The sequence below is a fragment of the Flavobacterium sp. genome (assembly GCF_025352425.1).
Classification (GTDB): Bacteria; Bacteroidota; Bacteroidia; order Flavobacteriales; family Flavobacteriaceae; genus Flavobacterium.
The window spans coordinates 159,751-181,504 of record NZ_JANXTI010000031.1 but is presented as its reverse complement, the minus strand read 5'-3'; the positions used below and the strand labels follow the sequence as shown (position 1 = coordinate 181,504).

18 protein-coding genes are annotated in these 21,754 nt (G+C 35.2%); 7 read left to right on the top strand and 11 right to left on the bottom strand.

From position 1 onward, the window contains the following. The first annotated feature begins 394 nt into the window (after positions 1-394). On the top strand, positions 395-1,687 hold the full coding sequence (locus tag Q0Q99_RS04685) for an aminopeptidase P family protein (RefSeq protein ID WP_293892172.1): 1,293 nt from the start codon (positions 395-397) through the stop codon (positions 1,685-1,687). 49 nt (positions 1,688-1,736) lie between these two features. Here the strand turns inward: Q0Q99_RS04685 and Q0Q99_RS04680 are convergent, their stop codons facing one another. Both Q0Q99_RS04680 and Q0Q99_RS04675 read right to left on the bottom strand, forming a co-directional pair. After that, on the bottom strand, positions 1,737-2,126 hold the full coding sequence (locus Q0Q99_RS04680; RefSeq protein WP_293892169.1) for a DUF1398 family protein: 390 nt from the start codon (positions 2,124-2,126) through the stop codon (positions 1,737-1,739). Positions 2,127-2,159: 33 nt separating this feature from the next. Further along, positions 2,160-2,492, bottom strand: coding sequence for a hypothetical protein (locus tag Q0Q99_RS04675; protein ID WP_293892166.1), 333 nt, complete (start codon positions 2,490-2,492; stop codon positions 2,160-2,162). Positions 2,493-2,852: 360 nt separating this feature from the next. On the opposite strand from Q0Q99_RS04675, the gene Q0Q99_RS04670 reads away from it, so the two are divergent. After that, positions 2,853-3,635, top strand: a complete 783-nt coding sequence (locus tag Q0Q99_RS04670) for an alpha/beta hydrolase (protein ID WP_293892163.1) — start codon at positions 2,853-2,855, stop codon at positions 3,633-3,635. Here Q0Q99_RS04670 and Q0Q99_RS04665 read toward each other — a convergent pair. The 5 genes from Q0Q99_RS04665 to Q0Q99_RS04645 form a co-directional block, all read right to left on the bottom strand. Beyond that, positions 3,632-6,385, bottom strand: coding sequence for a PD-(D/E)XK nuclease family protein (locus Q0Q99_RS04665; protein WP_293892160.1), 2,754 nt, complete (start codon positions 6,383-6,385; stop codon positions 3,632-3,634). The genes Q0Q99_RS04670 and Q0Q99_RS04665 overlap by 4 nt on opposite strands. Before the next feature lie 61 nt (positions 6,386-6,446). Next, the gene (locus Q0Q99_RS04660) at positions 6,447-7,841 is read right to left on the bottom strand and encodes an OmpA family protein (protein WP_293892157.1); all 1,395 of its coding nucleotides are present in this window, start codon (positions 7,839-7,841) and stop codon (positions 6,447-6,449) included. A 137-nt stretch (positions 7,842-7,978) separates the two neighbouring features. Continuing rightward, on the bottom strand, positions 7,979-9,166 hold the full coding sequence (gene kbl, locus Q0Q99_RS04655; protein ID WP_293892154.1) for a glycine C-acetyltransferase: 1,188 nt from the start codon (positions 9,164-9,166) through the stop codon (positions 7,979-7,981). A 20-nt stretch (positions 9,167-9,186) separates the two neighbouring features. Further along, on the bottom strand, positions 9,187-12,345 hold the full coding sequence (locus Q0Q99_RS04650) for an exodeoxyribonuclease V subunit beta (RefSeq protein ID WP_293892151.1): 3,159 nt from the start codon (positions 12,343-12,345) through the stop codon (positions 9,187-9,189). Then, the gene (locus Q0Q99_RS04645) at positions 12,345-12,866 is read right to left on the bottom strand and encodes a GNAT family N-acetyltransferase (protein ID WP_293892148.1); all 522 of its coding nucleotides are present in this window, start codon (positions 12,864-12,866) and stop codon (positions 12,345-12,347) included. Before Q0Q99_RS04645 ends, Q0Q99_RS04650 begins: the two co-directional genes overlap by 1 nt. A 133-nt stretch (positions 12,867-12,999) precedes the next feature. Here Q0Q99_RS04645 and Q0Q99_RS04640 point away from each other — a divergent pair, with 133 nt between their 5' ends. After that, a complete protein-coding gene (locus Q0Q99_RS04640; protein ID WP_293892145.1) occupies positions 13,000-13,608 on the top strand; it encodes a superoxide dismutase in 609 nt (202 codons plus the stop codon). 425 nt (positions 13,609-14,033) lie between these two features. Here Q0Q99_RS04640 and Q0Q99_RS04635 read toward each other — a convergent pair whose 3' ends face one another. Next, positions 14,034-15,932, bottom strand: a complete 1,899-nt coding sequence (locus Q0Q99_RS04635) for an amidophosphoribosyltransferase (RefSeq protein WP_293892142.1) — start codon at positions 15,930-15,932, stop codon at positions 14,034-14,036. Positions 15,933-16,094: 162 nt separating this feature from the next. Further along, positions 16,095-17,021, bottom strand: a complete 927-nt coding sequence (locus tag Q0Q99_RS04630) for a PfkB family carbohydrate kinase (RefSeq protein ID WP_293892139.1) — start codon at positions 17,019-17,021, stop codon at positions 16,095-16,097. Between the two features lie 439 nt (positions 17,022-17,460). Here Q0Q99_RS04630 and Q0Q99_RS04625 point away from each other — a divergent pair, with 439 nt between their 5' ends. The 3 genes from Q0Q99_RS04625 (at position 17,461) to Q0Q99_RS04615 (ending at position 20,138) form a co-directional block, all read left to right on the top strand. Then, entirely contained in the window at positions 17,461-18,237 is a 777-nt protein-coding gene (locus Q0Q99_RS04625) for a hypothetical protein (protein WP_293892136.1), read from the top strand. A gap of 7 nt (positions 18,238-18,244) precedes the next feature. Continuing rightward, entirely contained in the window at positions 18,245-19,543 is a 1,299-nt protein-coding gene (locus Q0Q99_RS04620; RefSeq protein ID WP_293892132.1) for an MBL fold metallo-hydrolase, read from the top strand. A 133-nt stretch (positions 19,544-19,676) separates the two neighbouring features. Next, complete coding sequence (locus tag Q0Q99_RS04615) at positions 19,677-20,138, top strand: hypothetical protein (RefSeq protein WP_293892129.1); 462 nt, start codon at positions 19,677-19,679, stop codon at positions 20,136-20,138. A 2-nt stretch (positions 20,139-20,140) separates the two neighbouring features. On the opposite strand, the gene rnhA is transcribed toward Q0Q99_RS04615, so the two are convergent. Both rnhA and Q0Q99_RS04605 read right to left on the bottom strand, forming a co-directional pair. Beyond that, entirely contained in the window at positions 20,141-20,623 is a 483-nt protein-coding gene (gene rnhA / locus Q0Q99_RS04610; RefSeq protein WP_293892126.1) for a ribonuclease HI, read from the bottom strand. Positions 20,624-20,625: 2 nt separating this feature from the next. Beyond that, entirely contained in the window at positions 20,626-21,195 is a 570-nt protein-coding gene (locus Q0Q99_RS04605) for a phosphoribosylglycinamide formyltransferase (protein ID WP_293892123.1), read from the bottom strand. Between the two features lie 262 nt (positions 21,196-21,457). On the opposite strand from Q0Q99_RS04605, the gene Q0Q99_RS04600 reads away from it, so the two are divergent. Next, the gene (locus Q0Q99_RS04600) at positions 21,458-21,694 is read left to right on the top strand and encodes an acyl carrier protein (protein WP_007137004.1); all 237 of its coding nucleotides are present in this window, start codon (positions 21,458-21,460) and stop codon (positions 21,692-21,694) included. The last annotated feature ends 60 nt before the right edge of the window (positions 21,695-21,754 follow it).

Genomic DNA, 21,754 nt, shown 5'->3' with positions numbered 1-21,754 from the left:
AACGCCAGATTTATATTCTAATTGGCAACCCAAGGAACTTATAACTTCTAAAACTCTAAAATAATTTTTTACTATATTTGACATAGATATTGGTTTGTTTGGCGACATCAAGATACTGAATTTCAGTATCTTGACCAATATTTAATCAATTTATTTTTACTTTAAATAATTACACCCAACGGGTTAACAATACTAAAATATATGCTTTTTTCATCTTGATTTAATGGATTAATTCTGAGGCGAATTTAATAGATTTCTTTTACGGATAACGGTAAAAAACAATTTTTATTACATTTGAAGTATAAATTCAACGAACGTTTTTTCAATTTATTTTGACTATTAACGTATTTTTGAAGAAATGATTTTCAAATTACCACATTATCAAATTATCCAAATGAAATACCATCAAATAGACCGCAATCTGTTCATAAAAAACAGAGCCAAATTCACAGCGCAAATGAAACCCAACAGTGTTGCTGTGTTTAATTCCAATGATATTTATCCGGTTTCTGCCGATAGTTCACTGCCTTTCGAACAACACCGGGATATATTTTATTTATCCGGCGTTGACCAGGAAGAAAGTATTTTACTGCTTTTCCCTGATGCACCTTATGAGCATTTGAAAGAAGTATTGTTTCTAAAAGAAACCAACGAACATATTGCCATTTGGGAAGGTGAAAAACTGACGAAAGACCGGGCTTATGAAGTTTCCGGAATCAAATCAGTGATTTGGCTACAGGATTTCCACAAGACTTTAAAGGAAGTTATGGCTTACGCGGAAACGATGTATATCAATACCAACGAACATTATCGTGCCTCGATTGAAACGGAAACCCGTGAAGCGCGTTTTGTAAAATGGTGGAAAGAGAATTATCCCGCACACAAAGTGGAGAAAGCCAATCCTATTTTGCAACGCATTCGTTCCGTAAAGGAAAAGGAAGAACTTGATTTGATTCAGGAAGCGTGTAATATTACCGAAAAAGGGTATCGAAGGGTATTAAAATTTGTAAAACCAAACGTTACCGAGTATGAAATCGAAGCCGAATTTGCGCATGAATTCATCCGAAACCGTTCGAAAGGGTTTGCCTATACACCAATCATCGCATCAGGAAATAACGCCAATGTATTACATTATATTGAAAACAACCAACCCTGCAAAGCCGGTGATTTGATTTTGCTGGATGTTGGTGCCGAATATGCCAATTATTCCAGCGATATGACCAGGATGGTTCCTGTTTCGGGAAGATTTACGGCAAGACAAAAAGAAGTTTACAATGCCGTGTTGCGGGTGAAAAATGAAGCAACAAAAATGCTGACCATTGGTAATCTCTGGAAACAATACCATATAGAAGTGGGCAAAATAATGACTTCAGAATTACTCGGCTTGGGATTGATTGATAGTGCCGATGTGCAAAATGAAAATCCGGAATGGCCGGCTTATAAAAAATATTTCATGCACGGAACCTCGCACCAAATGGGATTGGACACGCATGATTACGGACTCTTACACGAACCAATGAAGGCCAATATGGTGTTTACCGTTGAACCTGGGATTTATATTCCTGCAGAAGGTTTCGGAATCCGTATTGAGGATGATGTTGTGATTCAGCCCGACGGAGAGCCTTTCAATTTAATGAGAAACATTCCAATTGAAGTGGAGGAAATTGAATCGATGATGAATTCTTAGTTAGAGGAAAGAAAATAGATGATAGACGGCTCACGGAAGTGGGTCGTTTTTATATTGGAATAGTTTCCACGAAGATTTCATTTCCTGCGTTATTATAATAAGCGCAGGTTTTTTTATCCATAATAACAATCCATTTTTCCACACCTGATTTGGCACAATCCAAAAGAAAGGTTTTATAATCCGTTTTACCTTGTTGATGCGCTTTTAAATCTGCTTTGAATCGCTCAATGTTTGTTTCATCTGCAATGGAAAGCCCTTCTGAAAAACCTTCAGATGAAACTTTAAAATTATCTTTTCCACAATAATTAGTGTGGTTGTCAAAAACAAAAGTCTCAAAAGAAATTACGCCAAGCGCAATAATATCCTGCATATACTTAGGGAAATCGGCGCCGTTTTTTACTTTAGAATGCGCTTCTTTTATTTGTTGGATGGTGAACATGACTTATTCTTTTTTAGGTAATTGTATTCGTAATTAACCTTTTATCCTCAACAATATCTCATTCTGAATCTTCAGCACCTTGTTTTCTTCCTGCAGTTCCGCAATCAGATTGTCTTTTTCTTTATGCAAAGTCATGTCTTCCGGCTTAATGTAGGTATAGTCGGCTGGTAACTGGTCGGCAATATCCCTAAAGAAGTTGTGCTTTACAGCATGCGAAATGTTTAAAAGGATTCCTGTATGAATGCCTTTAGTCCTTGTGTAATTAGTAATTGAAATTCCTCTACGGTCAATCTTATTCCCTAATTCGGTTTTCGACATCTTGTTTTTAGTGATGTAATCGAGAATCATTTTTCCTGTATCTATCATAAACTGTGCTTTTTCATTGAGATAAAGATATAAAAAATATCAATATAGAAATAGTATATAGTATTTGTGAAATAAAAACATATATGATAGAAACAGTATATGATAAATTATAAATCCAAATCAATATAATAAAAATATAAACAGATTAAATAGAAATATAAACAAATTGAATAAATATAATAAATGACAAACTAGAAATACAAATAAACTATTTAGAAATATTATATAATATATGTGATATATTTATTGTCATTTCTTGATTAAAAATAGAGTAAGTAATCGGAAATAAAGATGTTATTGATTTGCTTTTCTTGTCTCTTGCATCTTGCTTCTTCCCTCCCAAAACCTTATTTTTGAAGCATGAAACTGCTTACCTATAAAAACACGAAAATCTCCTATACCGACGAAGGTAAAGGCATGGCTGTGGTTTTACTGCACGGTTTTCTCGAGAATAAAACCATGTGGCGTGCCTTCATCCCCGAACTAAGCACGAAATACAGGATTATCACCATCGATTTATTAGGTCATGGTGGAACAGAATGTTTGGGTTATGTCCATTCTATGGAAGATCAGGCCGATATGGCGCATGCTGTTTTACATGCATTGAAAATCAGAAAAGCGGTTCTCGTTGGTCATTCTCTTGGCGGTTATGTGGCCTTGGCTTTCGCCGAATTATTTCCGGATTATATGAAAGGTTTGTTTCTTTTAAACTCGACTGCTCGTGCTGACAGTGACGAACGAAAAACCAATCGGGACAGGGCCGTTAAAGCGGTAAAACAAAACCACACCAACTTTGTACGAATGTCTATTGCAAATTTATTTAGTGAAGACAACCGTGAACTATTGGCTAAGGAAATTGAAGAAGTAAAACTCCAGGCCTTAAAAACGCCTTTGCAGGGAATTGTTGCTTCTCTTGAAGGCATGAAAATAAGGAAAGACCGTGAAGTGCTGCTGCATTTTGCTCTTTATCCTATTCAGTTGGTTTTGGGTAAAAAAGATGGCGTGCTTCCCTATCATGAAAACATTGACCAAATTGAAGGAACTAAAGTGGAACTCACCTCTTTCCCTGATGGACACATGTCACATATTGAAAATAAAATGGAATTAAAGAAAGTTATGATTGATTTTTTAAAGAAAGTTTAAATAACTTTCTCCTCAAAAGGAACATCAACATTCAAAATTTCCTTTAATAAAATCACAAGCTGTTCCAAATAGTTTTCCATGATTTCGATGGAAATTACAGCCGCAATATCTTTTTCCTGTTTGAACTGAAAAGGCAAAAATCCCGATTTTAGATTCTTGAATGAAATAATGCCAACTTCCATTTCCTGACCGCTCGCTATTTCCTGATACATAAAAGCATACGCCATAACCTGGATAATCTTTTCGTTTTTGATGTCGTCTGTTAAACCCTTCCACTCTTTAAGTGTTACGTTTCGCTGTTCGACTTTTCCAGTCTTGTAATCAACGATTCGGATTCTGCCTTTATGAAGTTCGATGCGGTCAACTTTCCCGCCAATTTTAACCGGAAAAGGCAAATCGGGATGATGTAAAGTTTGGGATAGCTCCACTTCTAAACCAATAATTTGAATTTCATCACCATTTTTAATCGATTCAAGTTCGAGTTTTAGAAAATTTAGGACATTTCGCTTTGCGACTTCAAACGCTAACAGGTTTCTTCCTTTATTGATTTCCCCTTCTTTGTAGATTTTTTTGAATTGGTTCAGGACTTCTGAATCAATTTTTGACATAGCGCTACTGATATCGTCAATGGTCAAAATACGGCCAATGTATGGCTTGTATAATTCTTCCAATGCACCGTGTATAATGGTTCCCAACGTATTTACCGCAATGCTCTCCTCGACCTCATCGGTTTCCGAAATACGCAAAACCCGTTGAAAATAAAACTGAATCGGATTGCGGATATACGTCGTCAAGGAAGACGGTGAAAATCCTTTTTCGGCTATTTCGCGAAGGCGGGTCATGACGCTTTCTGTCTTTGGAACAACTATTGGCTGATGGGCAATATTTGGCACATCGGGATTATAATATTGGAATGTCAGGTTGTGATTGGGTTGTTTTTCAATTTCCAATTGTGTGATGAAACGACTTTTTTCGCCAGCATCAAAACCTTGGCTATCGGAATTATAAAGTAAATAAATGTTTTTGGCACGCTGCAGCAAATGATAGAAATGATAGGTGTAAATAGCGTCTTTTTCTTTGTAGGTGGGCAGTCCATATTGCAATTTCACATCATACGGAATAAAGGAATTTATTGATTTTCCCGCTGGAAATTTGCCTTCATTTACCGAAGTGATAATTACAGTTTCAAAGTCTAATACGCGGCTTTCCAACACACCCATAACCTGCAAGCCGCTCAAAGGTTCGCCTTCAAAGGAAACTTCGGCTACATCTATGACTTGTTTGTAAATAGCCTGTAACGTTTTGAGGTCGTTTATGGAATGATGTTCGGAAAAATAAGAAATCATTTTGTTGATGACTTTAAAAATCGAGTACACAAAAGCATTTGTTATCTTTTCTTCTTCGTTTTCATAACTCAAATTGCTTTTGATTTTTAACAAAATCTGAGCTACATTTTCTAAAACAATTACTGATCCCGCATCCCATTTTTGGAACAATAGCGAAAACAACTCATTGTCTTTGGCATAAAGTTCTTCGAGCTTTTTATGAGTAATAAATGAATAGTTGTTCTTATTAATTATGGAAACCAATTCATTAGCATTTAGGTAAGGTTCAATAAGTGGATGCGTCAGGATATCCAGAACATCCTTATAATACATCACATACCCTGATGGATTTCTGGTTAAGGCATTGGTGTGTAATTTGAATAGTTTTGCAATCAGTAACTGCGCAGGATTGTTTTTGCTTGAAAACCCCATCGTAATATTCAGTGCATCAACATTAGCGGGTAAAGCATACAACATAGGCAGTAACAAACTCTCTTCTCCCAATACTAACGCCACATTTTGCAGACTTCCTTTAGAGCCATATTCTTCGATAATGCTCCCGGCTATTTTAGCCTGTCCTATGGATTTTGAAGTAGCAATGACATGAATGTTTTTCTCGGTTTTAAAATCATTCGAAATCCATTCATAAGGGTGTGTTTTATAATAAATCCATTCCGACTTAAACTTTCTTTGGAAAAGCCCGGCGTCATGAAACGAATCGTGGAGCAAGGTTTCGTCAATATCCCAATAAATTTTGGCAACATCAATTGCTAACAGATGCTGAATAATCTTTTCTTCGGCTTGATTGAGCGCATTGAAACCCGCAAAAACAAATTGCTTATCATTATTATTTTCAGAGAAATGATTTAGATTTTCAACAGCTTCGCGATAAATCAAACCCTGATAACCAATACCTTTATTTAATAAATGCTGATACAATGAATGATAATATTCCGGTAGTTTCTTCCAGAATAGCAAATGCTTCTCTATCAAATCTGTTCTTTTATCTACATCAACTGACCAATGCTCAATATCCTTAATATCTTCAAGGTATTTTAAAATTTTGTCAGCATTTAATAAATAGCGGTCTATTTCGTTGAAATCCTGGAGTACCGTTTTGGCCCAATTGGCAAAGTTTTCAAAAGAATCCGGATTGTCTTTTGTTAAAGAAAGGTACACTTCATAAAACTCAAACAGCAATTCAACGCTATCCACCGAACGAATACCGGCAATATCCTGAACAAACTCTTCAATACTTATTATCTCGGGCGCAAAGACATTATTTAAAACTACCTTTTTAAATTCTTCCAGCAAGAAAACCTTTGCTCTTTTGTTGGGTAAAACAATGGTCAATTCCGATAAGTTGTCAGAATAATTTTTTAAAATTTCCTGGGCAAGTTGATGAAGAAAGGTTGGTTTTGACATTCTATAAAAATAAAAAAACGCCCCGATAAATCGAGGCGTTTCTTAAATTATTTAGAAAAAATTATTTTATTAATTTTACTTCTGTTCTTCTGTTGTTAGCTTTACCAGCTGCAGTTTTGTTAGTGTCAATTGGTTTTGACTCTCCGTAACCTATAGATGATAATCTTCCCGAAGCAATACCTTGGTCAATTATATAGTTTCTAACCGCCGCCGCTCTGTCTTCAGACAATTTTTGGTTGTAAGCGTCTTTACCATCACTATCTGTGTGACCTTCAATAGAGAAGTTAGAGTTTGGATACTCTTTCAAGATAGCTGTAATAGCTTGTAATACTGGGTAAGTTTGTTGTTTAAATGAAGCTTTACCACTATCGAACAAGATAGTTTTGGCATAGTCATTTAATCTTTTTATAGCTTCTTCAGTAGCCTCTGGACAACCATTGTTAGCAACAGTACCAGCTACATCCGGACATTTATCATCTTTGTCAAGAACGCCATCGTTATCTCTGTCTGGATAAGGGCAACCTGCATTCTCTCTTGGACCTTTAACGGTTGGACATTTATCATCTTTATCTGCGATACCGTCGCCATCAGCATCAGGACAACCGTTTAAAGATTTTAAACCAGCAACATCTGGACAAGCATCATCTTTGTCAGCGATTCCGTCGCCATCAGTGTCAGGACAACCATTAAATTCAGCTGGTCCGGCAACATCTGGACAAGAATCGCTAGCATCAGTAATTCCGTCACCATCTGTATCAGGACATCCGTTGAATTGTTTCAAACCGGCAACTTCCGGACAAGCATCGTCTTTATCATAGATTCCGTCACCGTCTGTATCTTTACCTCCAAATTTGAAAATAAGTCCACCAAAATGTTGCATATGTGATGGCATATCTTCACGAAGATCTTCGAAAGATTGTTTGTAAGTAGCGCGGTATGTTAAACCTACCATTTCAGTAAACCAATAAGTTAACCCTAAACCTCCGTTTAATGTACCTGCGCGCATTTCGTCACCAATCCAGGTATAACCTCCACCGATATGAATGGAAGGATCGATTGTTTTAGATTTTATTAGGCTCATTAAGCTGTAATTAATTACTCCGTCAACTGCATAATAATTTAAATCTCCAGGATTAACTACTGTGTAAGGTCCTTCTCCAACTCTTGGTAGTACGTATCTACTTATCTTGTTAATAGACCCTGTAACTCCAAAAGAGAAATTACTTCCTACGTATTTAGATACGTTTAAATAAGACACAGAAGGTAGGATATTCCAGTTATCTTTAGCATTAAAGAACTGAGAAAATTGGTCCTCCAGTTTAGTAGCAGCACTTACTCTAGTATCTACTGCGTTAGCCCCAAACGAAATCGCCCAAGGATTGTTACTGTCCTGAGCTTGCGAGCTGAATCCAGCTAACATTACCAAAGCAACGAATAATTTGTTAAGATGTTTCATACTTAAAATTTGATTAGATTATAATAATTATAATGAACAAAAGTAATACCTATAATTCGAATATCAAAATCAAAATGTTAAAATGTGTGAATTATATAAGGAATTGGTACTAATTCTGAAAGTTATGCGGTTTTTTTTCAATGTTTTAGCATTTCCACGACCTCGATAAAAGCGGCTATTGCCTTGTCTAGGTGTTCTTTAGTGTGCGCGGCCGATAATTGGACGCGAATTCTCGCTTTATCTCTTGGCACGACTGGGAAGAAGAAGCCGATAACGTAAATTCCTTTCTTTAGAAGTTCTTCCGCCATAATTTGAGACAATTTAGCATCGTACAACATCACGGGAACAATTGCAGAATCGCCATCGATGAAATCAATTCCGGCCTTACGCAAACCTTCTTTGAAATAATTGGTATTCCATTCTAATTTATCCCTGAGTGTTGTGTCTTTTTCTAACAATTCAAAAACTTTGATTGAAGCACCAACAATAGCTGGCGCCAATGAATTTGAAAACAAGTACGGACGGGAACGTTGACGCAGAATTTCAATCACTTCTTTTTTGGCTGTAGTATAGCCGCCCATAGCGCCACCTAATGCTTTTCCCAAAGTACCGGTGATGATATCAACCCTTCCCATTACGCCTTTGGCTTCCAATGTTCCTTTTCCTGTGGCTCCGATAAATCCTGCAGCATGGCATTCGTCAACCATTACAAGTGAGTCATATTTATCGGCTAAATCGCAGATTTTATCCAATGGCGCCACCAGTCCGTCCATTGAAAAAACGCCGTCAGTGACAATAAGTTTAAATCGATGTCCGGCTTCAACTGCTTTTTTCAATTGGTTTTCCAAATCTTCCATATTGGAATTTTCATAACGATAACGCGCGGCTTTACACAAACGAACTCCATCAATAATCGAAGCATGGTTCAAACTATCTGAAATAATACAATCGTCTTCGCTCAATAAAGGTTCGAAAACACCACCATTTGCATCAAAGGCTGCTGCGTATAATATAGTGTCTTCTGTCCCATAGAAATCGGCTATCTTTTTTTCAAGGGTTTTGTGGATATCCTGTGTACCGCAAATAAATCGCACCGATGACATTCCGAAACCATGTGTATCCAAAGCATCTTTTGCAGCCTGAATCACTTCCGGATGTGAAGACAATCCCAGATAATTATTGGCACAAAAATTTAAAACCGTTTTGCCGTTCACAGTGATTTCTGCTCCTTGAGGAGATGTAATGATCCTTTCTTTTTTGAAAATCCCATTTTGTTCAATGGTATCCAATTCATTTTGTAAGTGTTGTTGAATTTTTCCGTACATGTTGTGTTATTTGTTTGTGACTACAAATTTACTATTTCCAAAGTTTCCCCAATATAAACCAATGTTTTTTTAGCGACTTTAAAACCCATTTTTTCAATGGCGTTTTGGTAATTTTCTAATTGCAATTGGTATTTGGGTTGGTGTGAACCTGTTTTATAATCCAATAAGTAAATTTCATTATTTGCAGAAAGTACCATTCTATCAGGCTTGACAAGATTACCTTCTTTTTGAATTATGGTTTTTTCGTTTAAGATTTTGTGTTCTTTTGAGAAAAATGATTTCAGTTCCTGATGATTTACAATTTCATGCATAGTTCTGGCAACGGCATCTTTTTGCGAACACACAATCAATCCGTTTTCAATAGCTTTTATCAATGCCAAATCAATATCATCTTTGGTTTTAATGAATGACAAAATCTCGTGCAGAATGTTTCCGTATTCGATGGCTTTTTGCTGTTTTGTATTCCACATCAGGCTTTCGCGTTGTGCGATTTTGATGCTTTTCGGATTTAATGTTGTCGAAAGTTTTGGAATAGTTTCGGTTTCATCTTTTGTTTCTTTTGTTACTGATATTTTTTCGGCTTTGCCAAACTCATATTCCAATTTATTTTCGGCAAACAGCTTCTTTTCTGCCAAAAACTTAATAAAAAACGATGCCATGTTATTTGGATATTCCCCCGAAGTTTTGCTTTTGCTCTGCATACCGGAAATAATATATAACTGTTCTTCAGCACGTGTCATTGCTACATATAAAACATTGATGTCATCCAATAATTCCTCCTGTTTTTTCTGATTGTAGATTAGCGCCGATTCTTCGCCATAACCAGAAACGTTGCTGTTTTTATCGACTAAAACTTTGGCCAGCCCAACTTGTTCTTCATCGGCATTAAGCCAAATTTTTTCTCTTGGCCCTTTGCTGTAATCTTCTTCGGCAAACGGAAAAATTACTAAAGGAAATTCCAATCCTTTTGAAGTGTGGATGGTCATAATACGCACTGCTTCTTTGCCTTCGGGTGACGGAATGCTCAACTTACCGGAATTAGTATCCCAATAAGACAGAAAATCGGATATTCCGGCTTGCTTTTTTAAATCTTGTTCAAGCACAATATCCAAAAAGTACTGCACATAAGCATTTCGTTTTTCGATTGGAATAATTTTCGAAATGATACTTTCGGCAGCTTCATACAATGACTTTTTCCTGGTGTTTTTAAACGAGAAATGAATGTCAAAACTGGCTAACCATTTCTCAAAATCACCTTCATCATTTTGTTCCATTCCGAGAGCAATAAAATCATGGATAGGCATATTTTGCTGACAATTTGAGGCAATATAATACAGGGAATTTGCTTTTGATTCGCGGTCGTTATTGTTTTTCAAATAGTATAAAACCGCAATAATACATTGCACTTCCGAAGAAGAACCAATCAGCAGACTCTCAGAAGACAAAATCGGGATTCCTTTTTGCGTTAAATAATTGGCAATAGCAATTCCGTTGTTTTTTTTTCGGGTTAAAATGGCAATATCTTTATAGCTGAATCCGTTGGCTTTTACTTTTTGAATAGTGTTTAATGTTGCCAATAAATACAACTCTTCTTTTGCCGGATTTTCGTCTTCTTCAAATGCTGGTTTATCCAATTTAGGCACAAACGAAATATTGACATAGCCGCCTTTTTTAGAATTTAATAATTGATGGCTGTGATTTTGATATAAATCTTTATAATCTTCATGCTTAAATTCATTAGCTATAAAGCCAAAGAAATTGTTGTTAAAATCGATAACTTCTGAATAACTTCTCCAATTTGTTTCTAATGCTTTTACTTCTTTTATATGATGTAAAAAAGAATTTTCTTCTTTACTCAATTCGATAAATTGCTCTGCTTTTCCGCCTCGCCAACGGTAAATAGATTGCTTTGGATCGCCAACAATCATCAGTGAACCTCTTTCGCCTAATAAATCTTCGCTCGAAAGCGAATTGTCAATCAGCGGAATGAGGTTTTGCCATTGCATTTCGGAAGTATCCTGGAATTCGTCAATGAAGAAGTGTTTGTATTTTTCACCTAAACGCTCATAAATAAAAGGCGCCGGTTGATTCTGAATTTGCTCGTGAATCAATTTATTGAATTCGGTTATTGATAAAATTCCTTGTTCTTTTTGAATGTCGGTCAGTTTATTACTAAGGGTATTCAGCAAAGAAAGTGGCGTGATGTTTTTTAGAAATGCTTCGTAGAAATTCTTTGTTTCAAATTTTTTATAAATGAGTGCCAAAATCTCAAGCATTTGCGGAATTAATGCTTCAATAATTCCCTTGTCAACTGCATTTTTATTGATTGCAATGTCTTCAAATTCGTGATACGTCTTGTTTTTGAGGTTAACTCTTTTTTCATGAATACTCAATAAATGATTTGAGAAAGTCTGTCGCGAAAACGAATTTAAATCTATGCCGTTATTTTCAATCAACTGCAGCATTTCTGCGGCTAGGGCTACTGTTTCTGATTCTAATTGTTCGGAAAGTTCAATTAGCTTATTTTTGATAACAACAAAATCAGCTATTTTCTTTTTGTCAAAATGCCCAATTTCCTCGCGATTGTTTTCATTTAAAATTAACTTGCCTGTTTCCATAATTTCCCGCGAAATGTCCCAGGATTTGTCATCATCAGTTTTTTCCATGGTGAAGTCGACCAATAATTTTGTTAACTCGACGTCATTTCCCGCTTCGGCAATAATGGCGTCAACTGCTTCATTCAAAAGACTTTCCGTATCCAGAGAAACTTCGAAGGTGATTGGCAGATTCAAATCGTGTGCAAAAGCACGAATGACTTTGTGTGTAAATTTATCAATGGTCGAAATGTCAAAAGCGGCGTAATTATGAATCAGGTTTTTGATAATGCTCTTGGCTTTTTCGGCAATAGCATTCAAACTCAAACCCGTGTCCAAACTGATAACCTGCATTAATTGCAATGCTTTCTCAGATGGGTTTTCTTTGCTGAATTGCGAAAGACTTTCCAAAACACGGCTTTTCATTTCGTGCACGGCTTTATTGGTAAACGTAATGGCAAGAATATTGCGATAGGCATCAGGCTTTTTGGAAAGCAGGATTATTTTCAAATATTCTTTTACCAAAGTATAGGTTTTACCTGAGCCCGCCGATGCGTCATATATAGAGAAAGCTGGTTTTTGCATTAGTTTTTAGTAATTAGATAAACAAAATTCAACTTGCTGGTTTCGCCGTAATATTCCACTTCAAATTCGTCAAATTTAATCGCGCCGATTTTTTCGATCGCTTTTTGCGAACGATAGTTGAATGCACCAATATGAAAATAGACTTTATCCACAAACTCAAAAGCATAATCGAGCATGAGTTTTTTCAAGGCTTTGTTATATCCATTGCCCCAAAATTTTGTCCCTATAAAAGTGTAACCAATTAAAACCGAACTGTCAGTTTCATTATAATCATAATAACGGCTGCAGCCAACGGTTTCATTTGTGGCAGCGTCAATAATAAGAAAAGCGCCTTTCGATTCTATTGCACCTTTGAAATAATTGGTAAAATCTTCCAATTTATAGCGGTTCGGATTTGGATGTTGTTCCCAGACTAAAGGATTAGACGCAACTTCAAACAATCTGTCAAAATCGGATTCCTGAAGCGGAATTAGCTTTATTAAATCGTTGTGAAGAAACGTAGGCTGTAAAATAAATTGCATTTATCGGTTTTAATGTTAAAAATCGAACCCCGAAAAAGTATACTACTAAATATTTATTAAGGCATTTCCTTTTCCGAAGTTAAATGTATAAATTTGAATTCAATTATTTTTAATAACTTTTAAATACGATATCATGGCTTTTGAATTACCGCAGTTACCTTATGCATATGATGCATTAGAACCCCATATTGATGCCAAAACGATGGAGATTCACCATTCAAAACATCACAACGCTTACACAACTAATCTAAATGCTGCTGTTGCAGGAACCGATTTAGAAGGAAAAACAATAGAAAATATTTTGATAAACCTCGATATGAAAAATGCAGCTGTTAGAAATAATGGTGGTGGGTTTTATAATCATAATTTGTTTTGGAGAGTAATGGCGCCAACCGGGGGTGGGAAACCTTCGGGAGATTTAGCTGATGCAATAGATGCGGCTTTTGGTTCATTTGACGAATTTAAAGCACAGTTTGCAAAAGCCGGAACGACACGTTTTGGTTCAGGCTGGGCGTGGCTTTGTGTTCACAAAGGCGGCAAAGTTGACGTTTGCTCAACACCAAACCAGGATAATCCGTTAATGCCGGAAGTTGGTTGCACAGGTTTCCCAATTCTTGGAATGGATGTATGGGAGCATGCTTATTATCTGAACTACCAAAATCGACGCCCGGATTATATTGAAGCTTTCTTTAATGTGATTAACTGGACAGAAGTCTCTAGATTATACGCTACAGAGAAATAAAAAGAATCTGTTTTTTAGGCATTGAACCGATTGTGAGAGCAGTCGGTTTTTTATTTGGCAATGTTACAAAAAATAAACAGGCGGAATCTCTTCCACCTGTTTGCCCCAAATCTACCATAACTTACTTAACCTACTAAATACTATGGTAGAACAAAACTAATAACTAGAATTGAATAATTGTATTTTTTGTTAAAATATATTGGGATGATAGGCAAATGAGAGGTTAATGCCCTTTTTCTAATTATTTTCAAAGAATTATAAAATAAAAAAGGTGAACTTACGTTCACCCTTTTTGCCCCAAATCTACCATAAACTTAACCTACTAATGCTATGGTAGTCCAAATGTAATCTGAATGTAATTATTAAAACAAAAAATATAGATGAAATGCACAAATAATCGTTTAACTTCAGAAAATGTTAAAATTTTAATATGCGCGAGCATTTTTCCCTTCATAAAAATTCATAAATGCCTTATTTGCAACGCGGTTTCCTCCCGCTGTTGGATAGTCACCTGTGAAGTACCAATCGCCTAAATTTTTTGGGCAGGCAAGATGTAAATTGTCCACCGTTTGAAAGATGATTTTCACTTGGGCATTTATGTCTTCGGAAGTCAATAGTTTCGCTATTTTATCTGATATCTCCTGGTCTGTGAAGGGTTTATAGATTTCTGTTACATAGTTAATAACATCAGTATCTTTATAATTAGCCTGTGCTTTGCATTTGGCATAAACCTCATCAATAACATGGTATAAATTGCGCTCTTTCAGCAGGGCTAATGTCGCCTGAAAAGCTACCAATCCTTCAAGCTTTGCCATATCAATTCCATAACAATCCGGATAACGAATTTGAGGTGCGGAGGAAACTACAACTATGCGTTTAGGATGTAATGTATCCATCATTTTGATAATTGACATTTTCAGGGTTGTGCCCCTAACAATACTGTCATCAATAATTACCAAATTATCCGTTGGTTTGATTACGCCATAAGTAACATCATAAACATGGGCAACCAAATCATCACGGCTGCTGTCTTCGGTAATGAAAGTTCTTAATTTAGCGTCCTTGATTGCTATTTTTTCGGTTCTGATTTTTACTGCAAGTATTTCTTCCAGTTTTTCTTTTGTCAGTGTTTTTCTGTTATCCAAAATGAACTGGTTCTTTCTCTGATTCAGAAAATCATTTGCAGCTTCCACCATTCCGTAAAAAGAGGTTTCTGCTGTGTTAGGAATATAAGAGAAAACGGTGTTATCCGTATCATTGTCAATGGCATTAAGAACAACGGGAAGAATCAATTTTCCTAATTCTTTTCGTTCCTGATAAATCTCGGCATCACTTCCTCGGGAAAAATAAATACGCTCAAAGGAACACGCTTTTTTAACCGTCGGCGTAATGATTTCCTCTTCCGTAATAATTCCGTTTTTTTTAATAATTAAGGCATGTCCCGGCTTCAATTCCTTTACATCTTCAAAAGCAACATTAAATACCGTTTGAATTACAGGCCTTTCGGATGCGACTGCAACAACCTCATCATCTTCATAAAAATAAGTCGGGCGGATTCCCGCAGGATCCCTTAACACAAATGCATCGCCATGACCTAATAAACCTGCCATGGCAAATCCGCCATCCCAACCCTTTGAAGCTTTTTTCAGGATTCTTGCTATGTCTAATTTCTCGGCTATTACCGGAGAAGCTTCTCTTTTGGATAAACCCTCGTTTTTACAATCCTGATAAAGATCCGTAACCGCATCATCTAGGAAATGGCCGATTTTTTCCATCACGGTAACGGTATCCGCCATTTCTTTTGGATGTTGGCCCAATTCTACCAGACTATTGAAAAGCTCTGTTACATTAGTCATATTGAAATTTCCTGCCAAAATCAGGTTTCGATGCATCCAGTTATTCTGACGCAAAAACGGATGAACGCTTTCCAGACTGTTTTTGCCAAAAGTTCCGTAACGAACGTGTCCCAAAAACAATTCACCTATGTATGGAATTTTTGCTTTCTGTAAATCGACATTATCCTGATATTCTGGATGCAATGTCAGTTCTTCGTTGATCCTCTCATTGATTTGGGCGAAAACATCCTGTATTGGCTGCGAATTGTTAGAACGAACTCTGCTGATATATCTTTCGCCCGGTTCTACATCAAGTTTTATCGAAGCGAATCCTGCACCATCCTGGCCTCGGTTGTGTTGCTTTTCCATCAGCAGATACATTTTTTGTATGCCATAGAAAGCCGAACCGTATTTTTTTTTGTAGAATTCCAACGGTTTTTTTAATCGTAAAAGTGCAATTCCACATTCGTGTTTTATGGCGTCACTCATTGTGTTGTAGTTTTAGTTGTGTTTTATTATACTGACAATTGAAAAATTGTATTATTTGAACCATTAAGATATTAAGGTTCATTAAGTCTTAATTTTCTTAATACCTTAATGGTTCAAATTTATTTTCCTATAAAAAATGCCCCGAAATTTCGAGGCATAAATTTAAGCTAATTCTATTTCAAATTGTGTTAAGGATTTGAATTGTTTTAGTCGCTCGTTAACTTCGTGTTTTGTTAAAGTCAACATTCTTTCTGTTCCAAATTTCTCTACGCAGAAGGATGCAAGATTAGAACCTTGTATGATGGCGGTCTTCATTGTTTCGAATGAAATGTCGCCTTGCTGTGTAATGAATCCGGCAAATCCACCGGCAAAAGTATCTCCAGCACCTGTTGGATCAAAAACATCTGCCAAAGGCAATGCCGGAGCATAAAAGATTTCATGGTTATGGAAAATCAACGCGCCGTGTTCCCCTTTTTTAATCACTACGTATTTTGGACCCATAGTATGGATTTTCTTTGCCGCTTTTACCAAAGAATATTCTCCTGATAGCTGACGCGCTTCTTCATCGTTGATTGTAATTACATCAACACGTTTGATTACATCCAATAATTCAGGTAAGGCGCAATCCATCCAGAAGTTCATAGTATCAAGAACAACCAGTTTTGGTTTTTGTGTCATTTGGTTCAAAACTCCGGTTTGTACAATTGGATGTAGGTTTCCCAACATTACAACATCGGCATTTTTAAAATTTTCCGGAACAACTGGATTGAAATCAGCCAACACATTTAATTCGGTAGCCAAAGTATCTCTCGAGTTCATATCATTATGATAACGACCGCTCCAAAAGAAAGTCTTTCCGCCTTTAACTACTTCAAGTCCTGAAATATCTATATTTCTTGAAGTCAATAAATCCAAATATTCCTGTGGGAAATCATCTCCAACAACCGAAACAATAGCCGATTGTAAGTTAAAATGCGAAGCTGAAAGCCCGATAAAGGTTCCTGCCCCACCTAAAATTTTATCTGTTTTTCCAAAAGGCGTTTCGATAGCGTCAAAAGCAACCGTTCCTACTATTAAAAGTTTGTTCATTGAATTGTCATTGCGAGATTTTGAAGCAATCTCAAATTAAAGGCGCAAAGATAAGTTTTAAGTTTCATTGTTGCAACCCTGAATAAAACAGCTGATTTTTGCAGTTTTGCTTGGTCTTTGTTCGCAAGCTGTTCGCAAAAACGACCCATTTTGCGAACGAAACCCGAACAACACCCGAACAACATCCGAAGAAACACTACAAAAAGTGCGATTTTACCTGTCATAAGTAGTCAGCATTAGTCATAACTAATCAATGCTGGTCAATAGTAGTCAATGCGAAATGTGATTTTGATTAAAGTAGTTTCTGCTCTTCCTTTTCGTAGAAAGCATCAGCAGAAATATATTTTTGTGCTTAATTAATTTTTTCCAAATAATAAAAACTAATTTCGAAATATTTGATTCGGATGAAAATACTTAAATTTATAAAAAATATTTAACGATGAAATCAATTGAAAAAGATTTTAATGAAGTTACAAAAAATTGGCATAACATATACCAATGGACAAAGTGTACAAAAATTAGTTATACTGAAGAAATCTCTCAACTACTCTTAAAGCAATTTGACCTAATTAAATGGACTGGAGATGGATTGAGAAAAAATAAATTCAAACAAGATCTTCATATTGGATATTGTCAAATAGATAAAGATCCTAATCAATTTATGGAGAAAAGATTTTGTAGAGCATTATTCAATATCTCTCTGGAGCATTTTGGCAAAATCATTGATTATGAAGTACCCTTAACTGAACCCAAACAAGGGCAAGGGAAAAAAAATCATGGAGATATAGACTTGTTATCCCAAAAGGAGAATAGTTTGTTTTTCATTGAAGTCAAAAAACATAAATCCGCAGAATCTTTATTAAAAGCAATTCTTGAAATATTTGTTTATACCTATCGATTACATCATTTTAAAATGATTAACTCATTAAAACTAGATTATGGATGCTCTGAAAGCACAACAATTGTTCCTGCTGTTTTAACCTTTTCTGATTCGAGATCAGGAAATCAAATTAAAGAGTTTTATAAATATCCTGAGTTACAGAATCTATTAAAAAGAATAAATGCAGAACTGAATAAAGAAGGAATAAAAAATATTGAATTTTATGTTGTTGAGGAATTTATTATTGAAAAGGCTCTAGTTTCATCGCTTATTAGAAACAAAGATTATAAAATTGAATTGAGTAAACCAATTTCTATAAAAAAATATAACATATAGATTTTTAATGAACCTAACCATCCACAGAGGCACTAACGAAATAGGAGGTTCTTGTATTGAGCTTCAATCAGGCGACAGCAGAATATTGCTTGACTTTGGTATGCCTTTATTAAACACCAATGGAAAATCTTTCAACTTTAGAGAATACGAAAATTTAGGCGTAAACGAACTTGTTAGTAAAAGTATTTTGCCAAATGTAAAAGATGCCTATTCTGAAAATTCAAAAATAAATGGTTTGATCATTTCACATTCTCACGGTGACCATTATGGATTGATGCACTATTTGAATAAAGATATACCTGTTTGGATTGGAGAAGCAACCCACGAAATTTTAAAATTGAACAACATCTTTCTCAATCAGGAAAACAAGATTGAAAACCCATATTATTTTGAACGATGGAAAAAATTTCAAATAGGCGATTTTACGATTACTCCTTATTGGAACGATCATTCAGCCTTTGATGCTTATTCTTTTTTGATAGAAGCAAATGGGAAAAAACTATTTTATTCAGGCGATTTCAGATCACACGGACGCAAAAAAGAAGTGTACAAAAATTTTATTGAAAACCCTCCAAAAGATATCGATTGTTTGATAATGGAAGGAACAACAATTGGCAGAAATATCACAAAAACAAAAACGGAGGATGATATAGAAAATGAATTTTTAGAGTGTTTCAAAAATTCAACTTCCATAAATTATGTATTTACATCAACACAAAATATAGATAGATTGGTTTCTATATATAAAGCCTGTTTAAGAGCCAAAAAGACTTTTGTTGTGGATGTTTATGGCGCACATATTTTAGAAAAACTTTCTAGTTTTGCAAAACTTCCTTCAATTTTAAATGGCTATCCAAATATGGGAGTTTATTTTTATAGTAAACCAACAAATAAATTAATCGGTGATGGATATAAAAAAATGGTTTTTAAATTTACTTCGAAGAAAATAAACAAAGATGACATTATAAATAAACCTTCTAATTATGTTCTTCTAGTCAGGTCATCAATGGTAAATGATCTAAAAAGCATGAATATCAAAGATGGGAATCTTATATATTCAATGTGGTCTGGATACAAAGACCAACCTAAAACCAAAGAATTTATTAATTTATTTGTAAACAATAATTTCAAAATAATTGACATCCATACTAGCGGACATGCTGATGTTGAAACATTAAAAGAATACGCCAATGCAATAAATCCTAAAATGATAATTCCAATACACACTAACAACAAGAAAGACTATAAAAGAATTTTCTGCCAAAAAATTTTAGAACTTGATGATAATCAGGTGTATAAAATGTAATTCGGATTAATAGTATATTTCCGTAATTTAAATGCAAACTCTCAAAATCAATCTTCACGGCGAAAGTTGGACACTAAAAAAATTTGAGTGCAGTGAAGATTATTTAAACGAATGCTTGAAAGTAGCTCGAAAAATGAAAGTCCCATTAACACAGGCTTTATTAAATCCTTTTTTCTATTATTATCTTAAAATACCCTCCATTCCATCAGTTGATCATTTGCCAGGAAACAAGCGGACTGGCTTATTGAATACACCAAAAAACCAAATTGAAATAATATTAGACGGGAAGAAAATCAGCAAACTTTATATCAAGGATTTAAATCAAGAACAATTGCTTTTCCCTTTATACAACATACATAAAACTGAAATCAAAGAAAAACAAAGCCCCGGAATTTATATTGAACAAAAAGCTGTTGGATTCATTGCCAGTTATGAAATAAAAGTAGATGATTTCACAATTGATGATTTACAATTCAATTTGCTACATTTCAATGACAAGCAACTGCTTCAAAAACCAAGCTATCAAAATAAAAAAGTGCTATTTAGAAAAAGGGAAACATTGTTAATTTACCAGAATAGCTTTGAGGTACTATAGTTCTACAACCGTTTCTGCGCCTCCTTTTCATAAAAAGCATCCACAGATAAATTGGGTAAACCCGAAGCCATTACCGCCAGTTCGTCACAACGTTCGTTTTGCGGATGATTGTTATGCCCTTTAATCCATTTAAAATCGACTTGGTGCTGGCGGTAAATTTTTAGGAAACGCATCCATAAATCCGGATTCTTTTTGTCTTTGAATCCTGTTTTCTCCCAGCCAAAAACCCATTTTTTCTCCACCGCATCCACAACATATTTTGAATCAGAAACAACCAAAACTTTCATATTAGGTTTTGTTATTTTTTCCAATCCCACAATCACCGCTAGCAATTCCATTCGGTTATTTGTAGTATGTCGGAATCCTTCGTAGAATTCTTTTTCATAAGTTGTTCCCACTAGCTCCATCACAACGCCATAGCCGCCGTTTCCGGGATTTCCTTTGGCAGCGCCGTCGGTGTATATGTGGACTTGATGTGAGTTCAAAATTATGAGTTATGAGTTATGACTTTTTCAATGATTTCCGGGAAATGTTTGTGTTCAAGCTCGTGGATTTTTGCTGCGATTTCATCTGCGGAAGCGCAATCTTCGATAGCTATTTTTTGTTGAAAAATAAATTCGCCTTCGTCATAATGTTCATTAACATAATGAATGGTAATACCGGTTTCTTTTTCCTGATTGTCTAAAACTGTTTGATGTATTTTCATGCCATACATTCCTTTTCCGCCATATTTTGGAAGCAATGCCGGATGAATATTGATAATCTTATTTGGATATGCCGCCACAATTTCTTCAGGCATTTTCCACAGAAAACCAGCCAATACTATCAAGTCGGGTTTAAGTTCCGCTATTTTATTCAAAACAAAACCTTCAGTAAGCTGTTCCCGATTGAAGATAAGCGTAGGGACATTATATTTTTCTGCTTTGACTAAAACTTTGGCATTTGGATTGTTCGTGAAAACACCAACTATGATAATATCCGGGTTGTTTTTGAAGTATTTAATTATATTTTCCACATTGGAACCAGTGCCTGAAGCAAAAAGCAAAATCTTTTTCATGTGAAGATAATATTGTTTTTCAGCGGAACATGGAATCGCCTATTATAGTTGTTCTTAAAAAAGGATGATTTATAATTTTGCGATTTCATTGGGAAGATAAAATTACAGCACAAAAAAAGAATAAATACTTGAATTAAAACATGTTTTTACAAGATTTTGAAATAATTTATTTATTTTCGTGGTCACATTTACTAACAAAAATGTTGTTTTAAAATAAAGTTTTTTATTTTTGCCAACAAATTAAAAATTAAAATTAGAAATTATGTCAGACATTGCATCAAGAGTTAAAGCGATTATTGTAGACAAATTAGGCGTTGATGAAAACGAAGTTGTAACAGAAGCAAGCTTCACAAATGATTTAGGAGCTGATTCATTAGACACTGTTGAGTTGATTATGGAATTCGAAAAAGAATTTGATATTCAGATTCCGGACGACCAGGCTGAAAACATTGCTACTGTAGGTCAAGCTATTTCTTACATCGAAGAAGCAAAAAAATAATAATTACAAATCCGTGAGACTTAAACTAGTTTCACGGATTTTTATTATTTTTACTGAAAA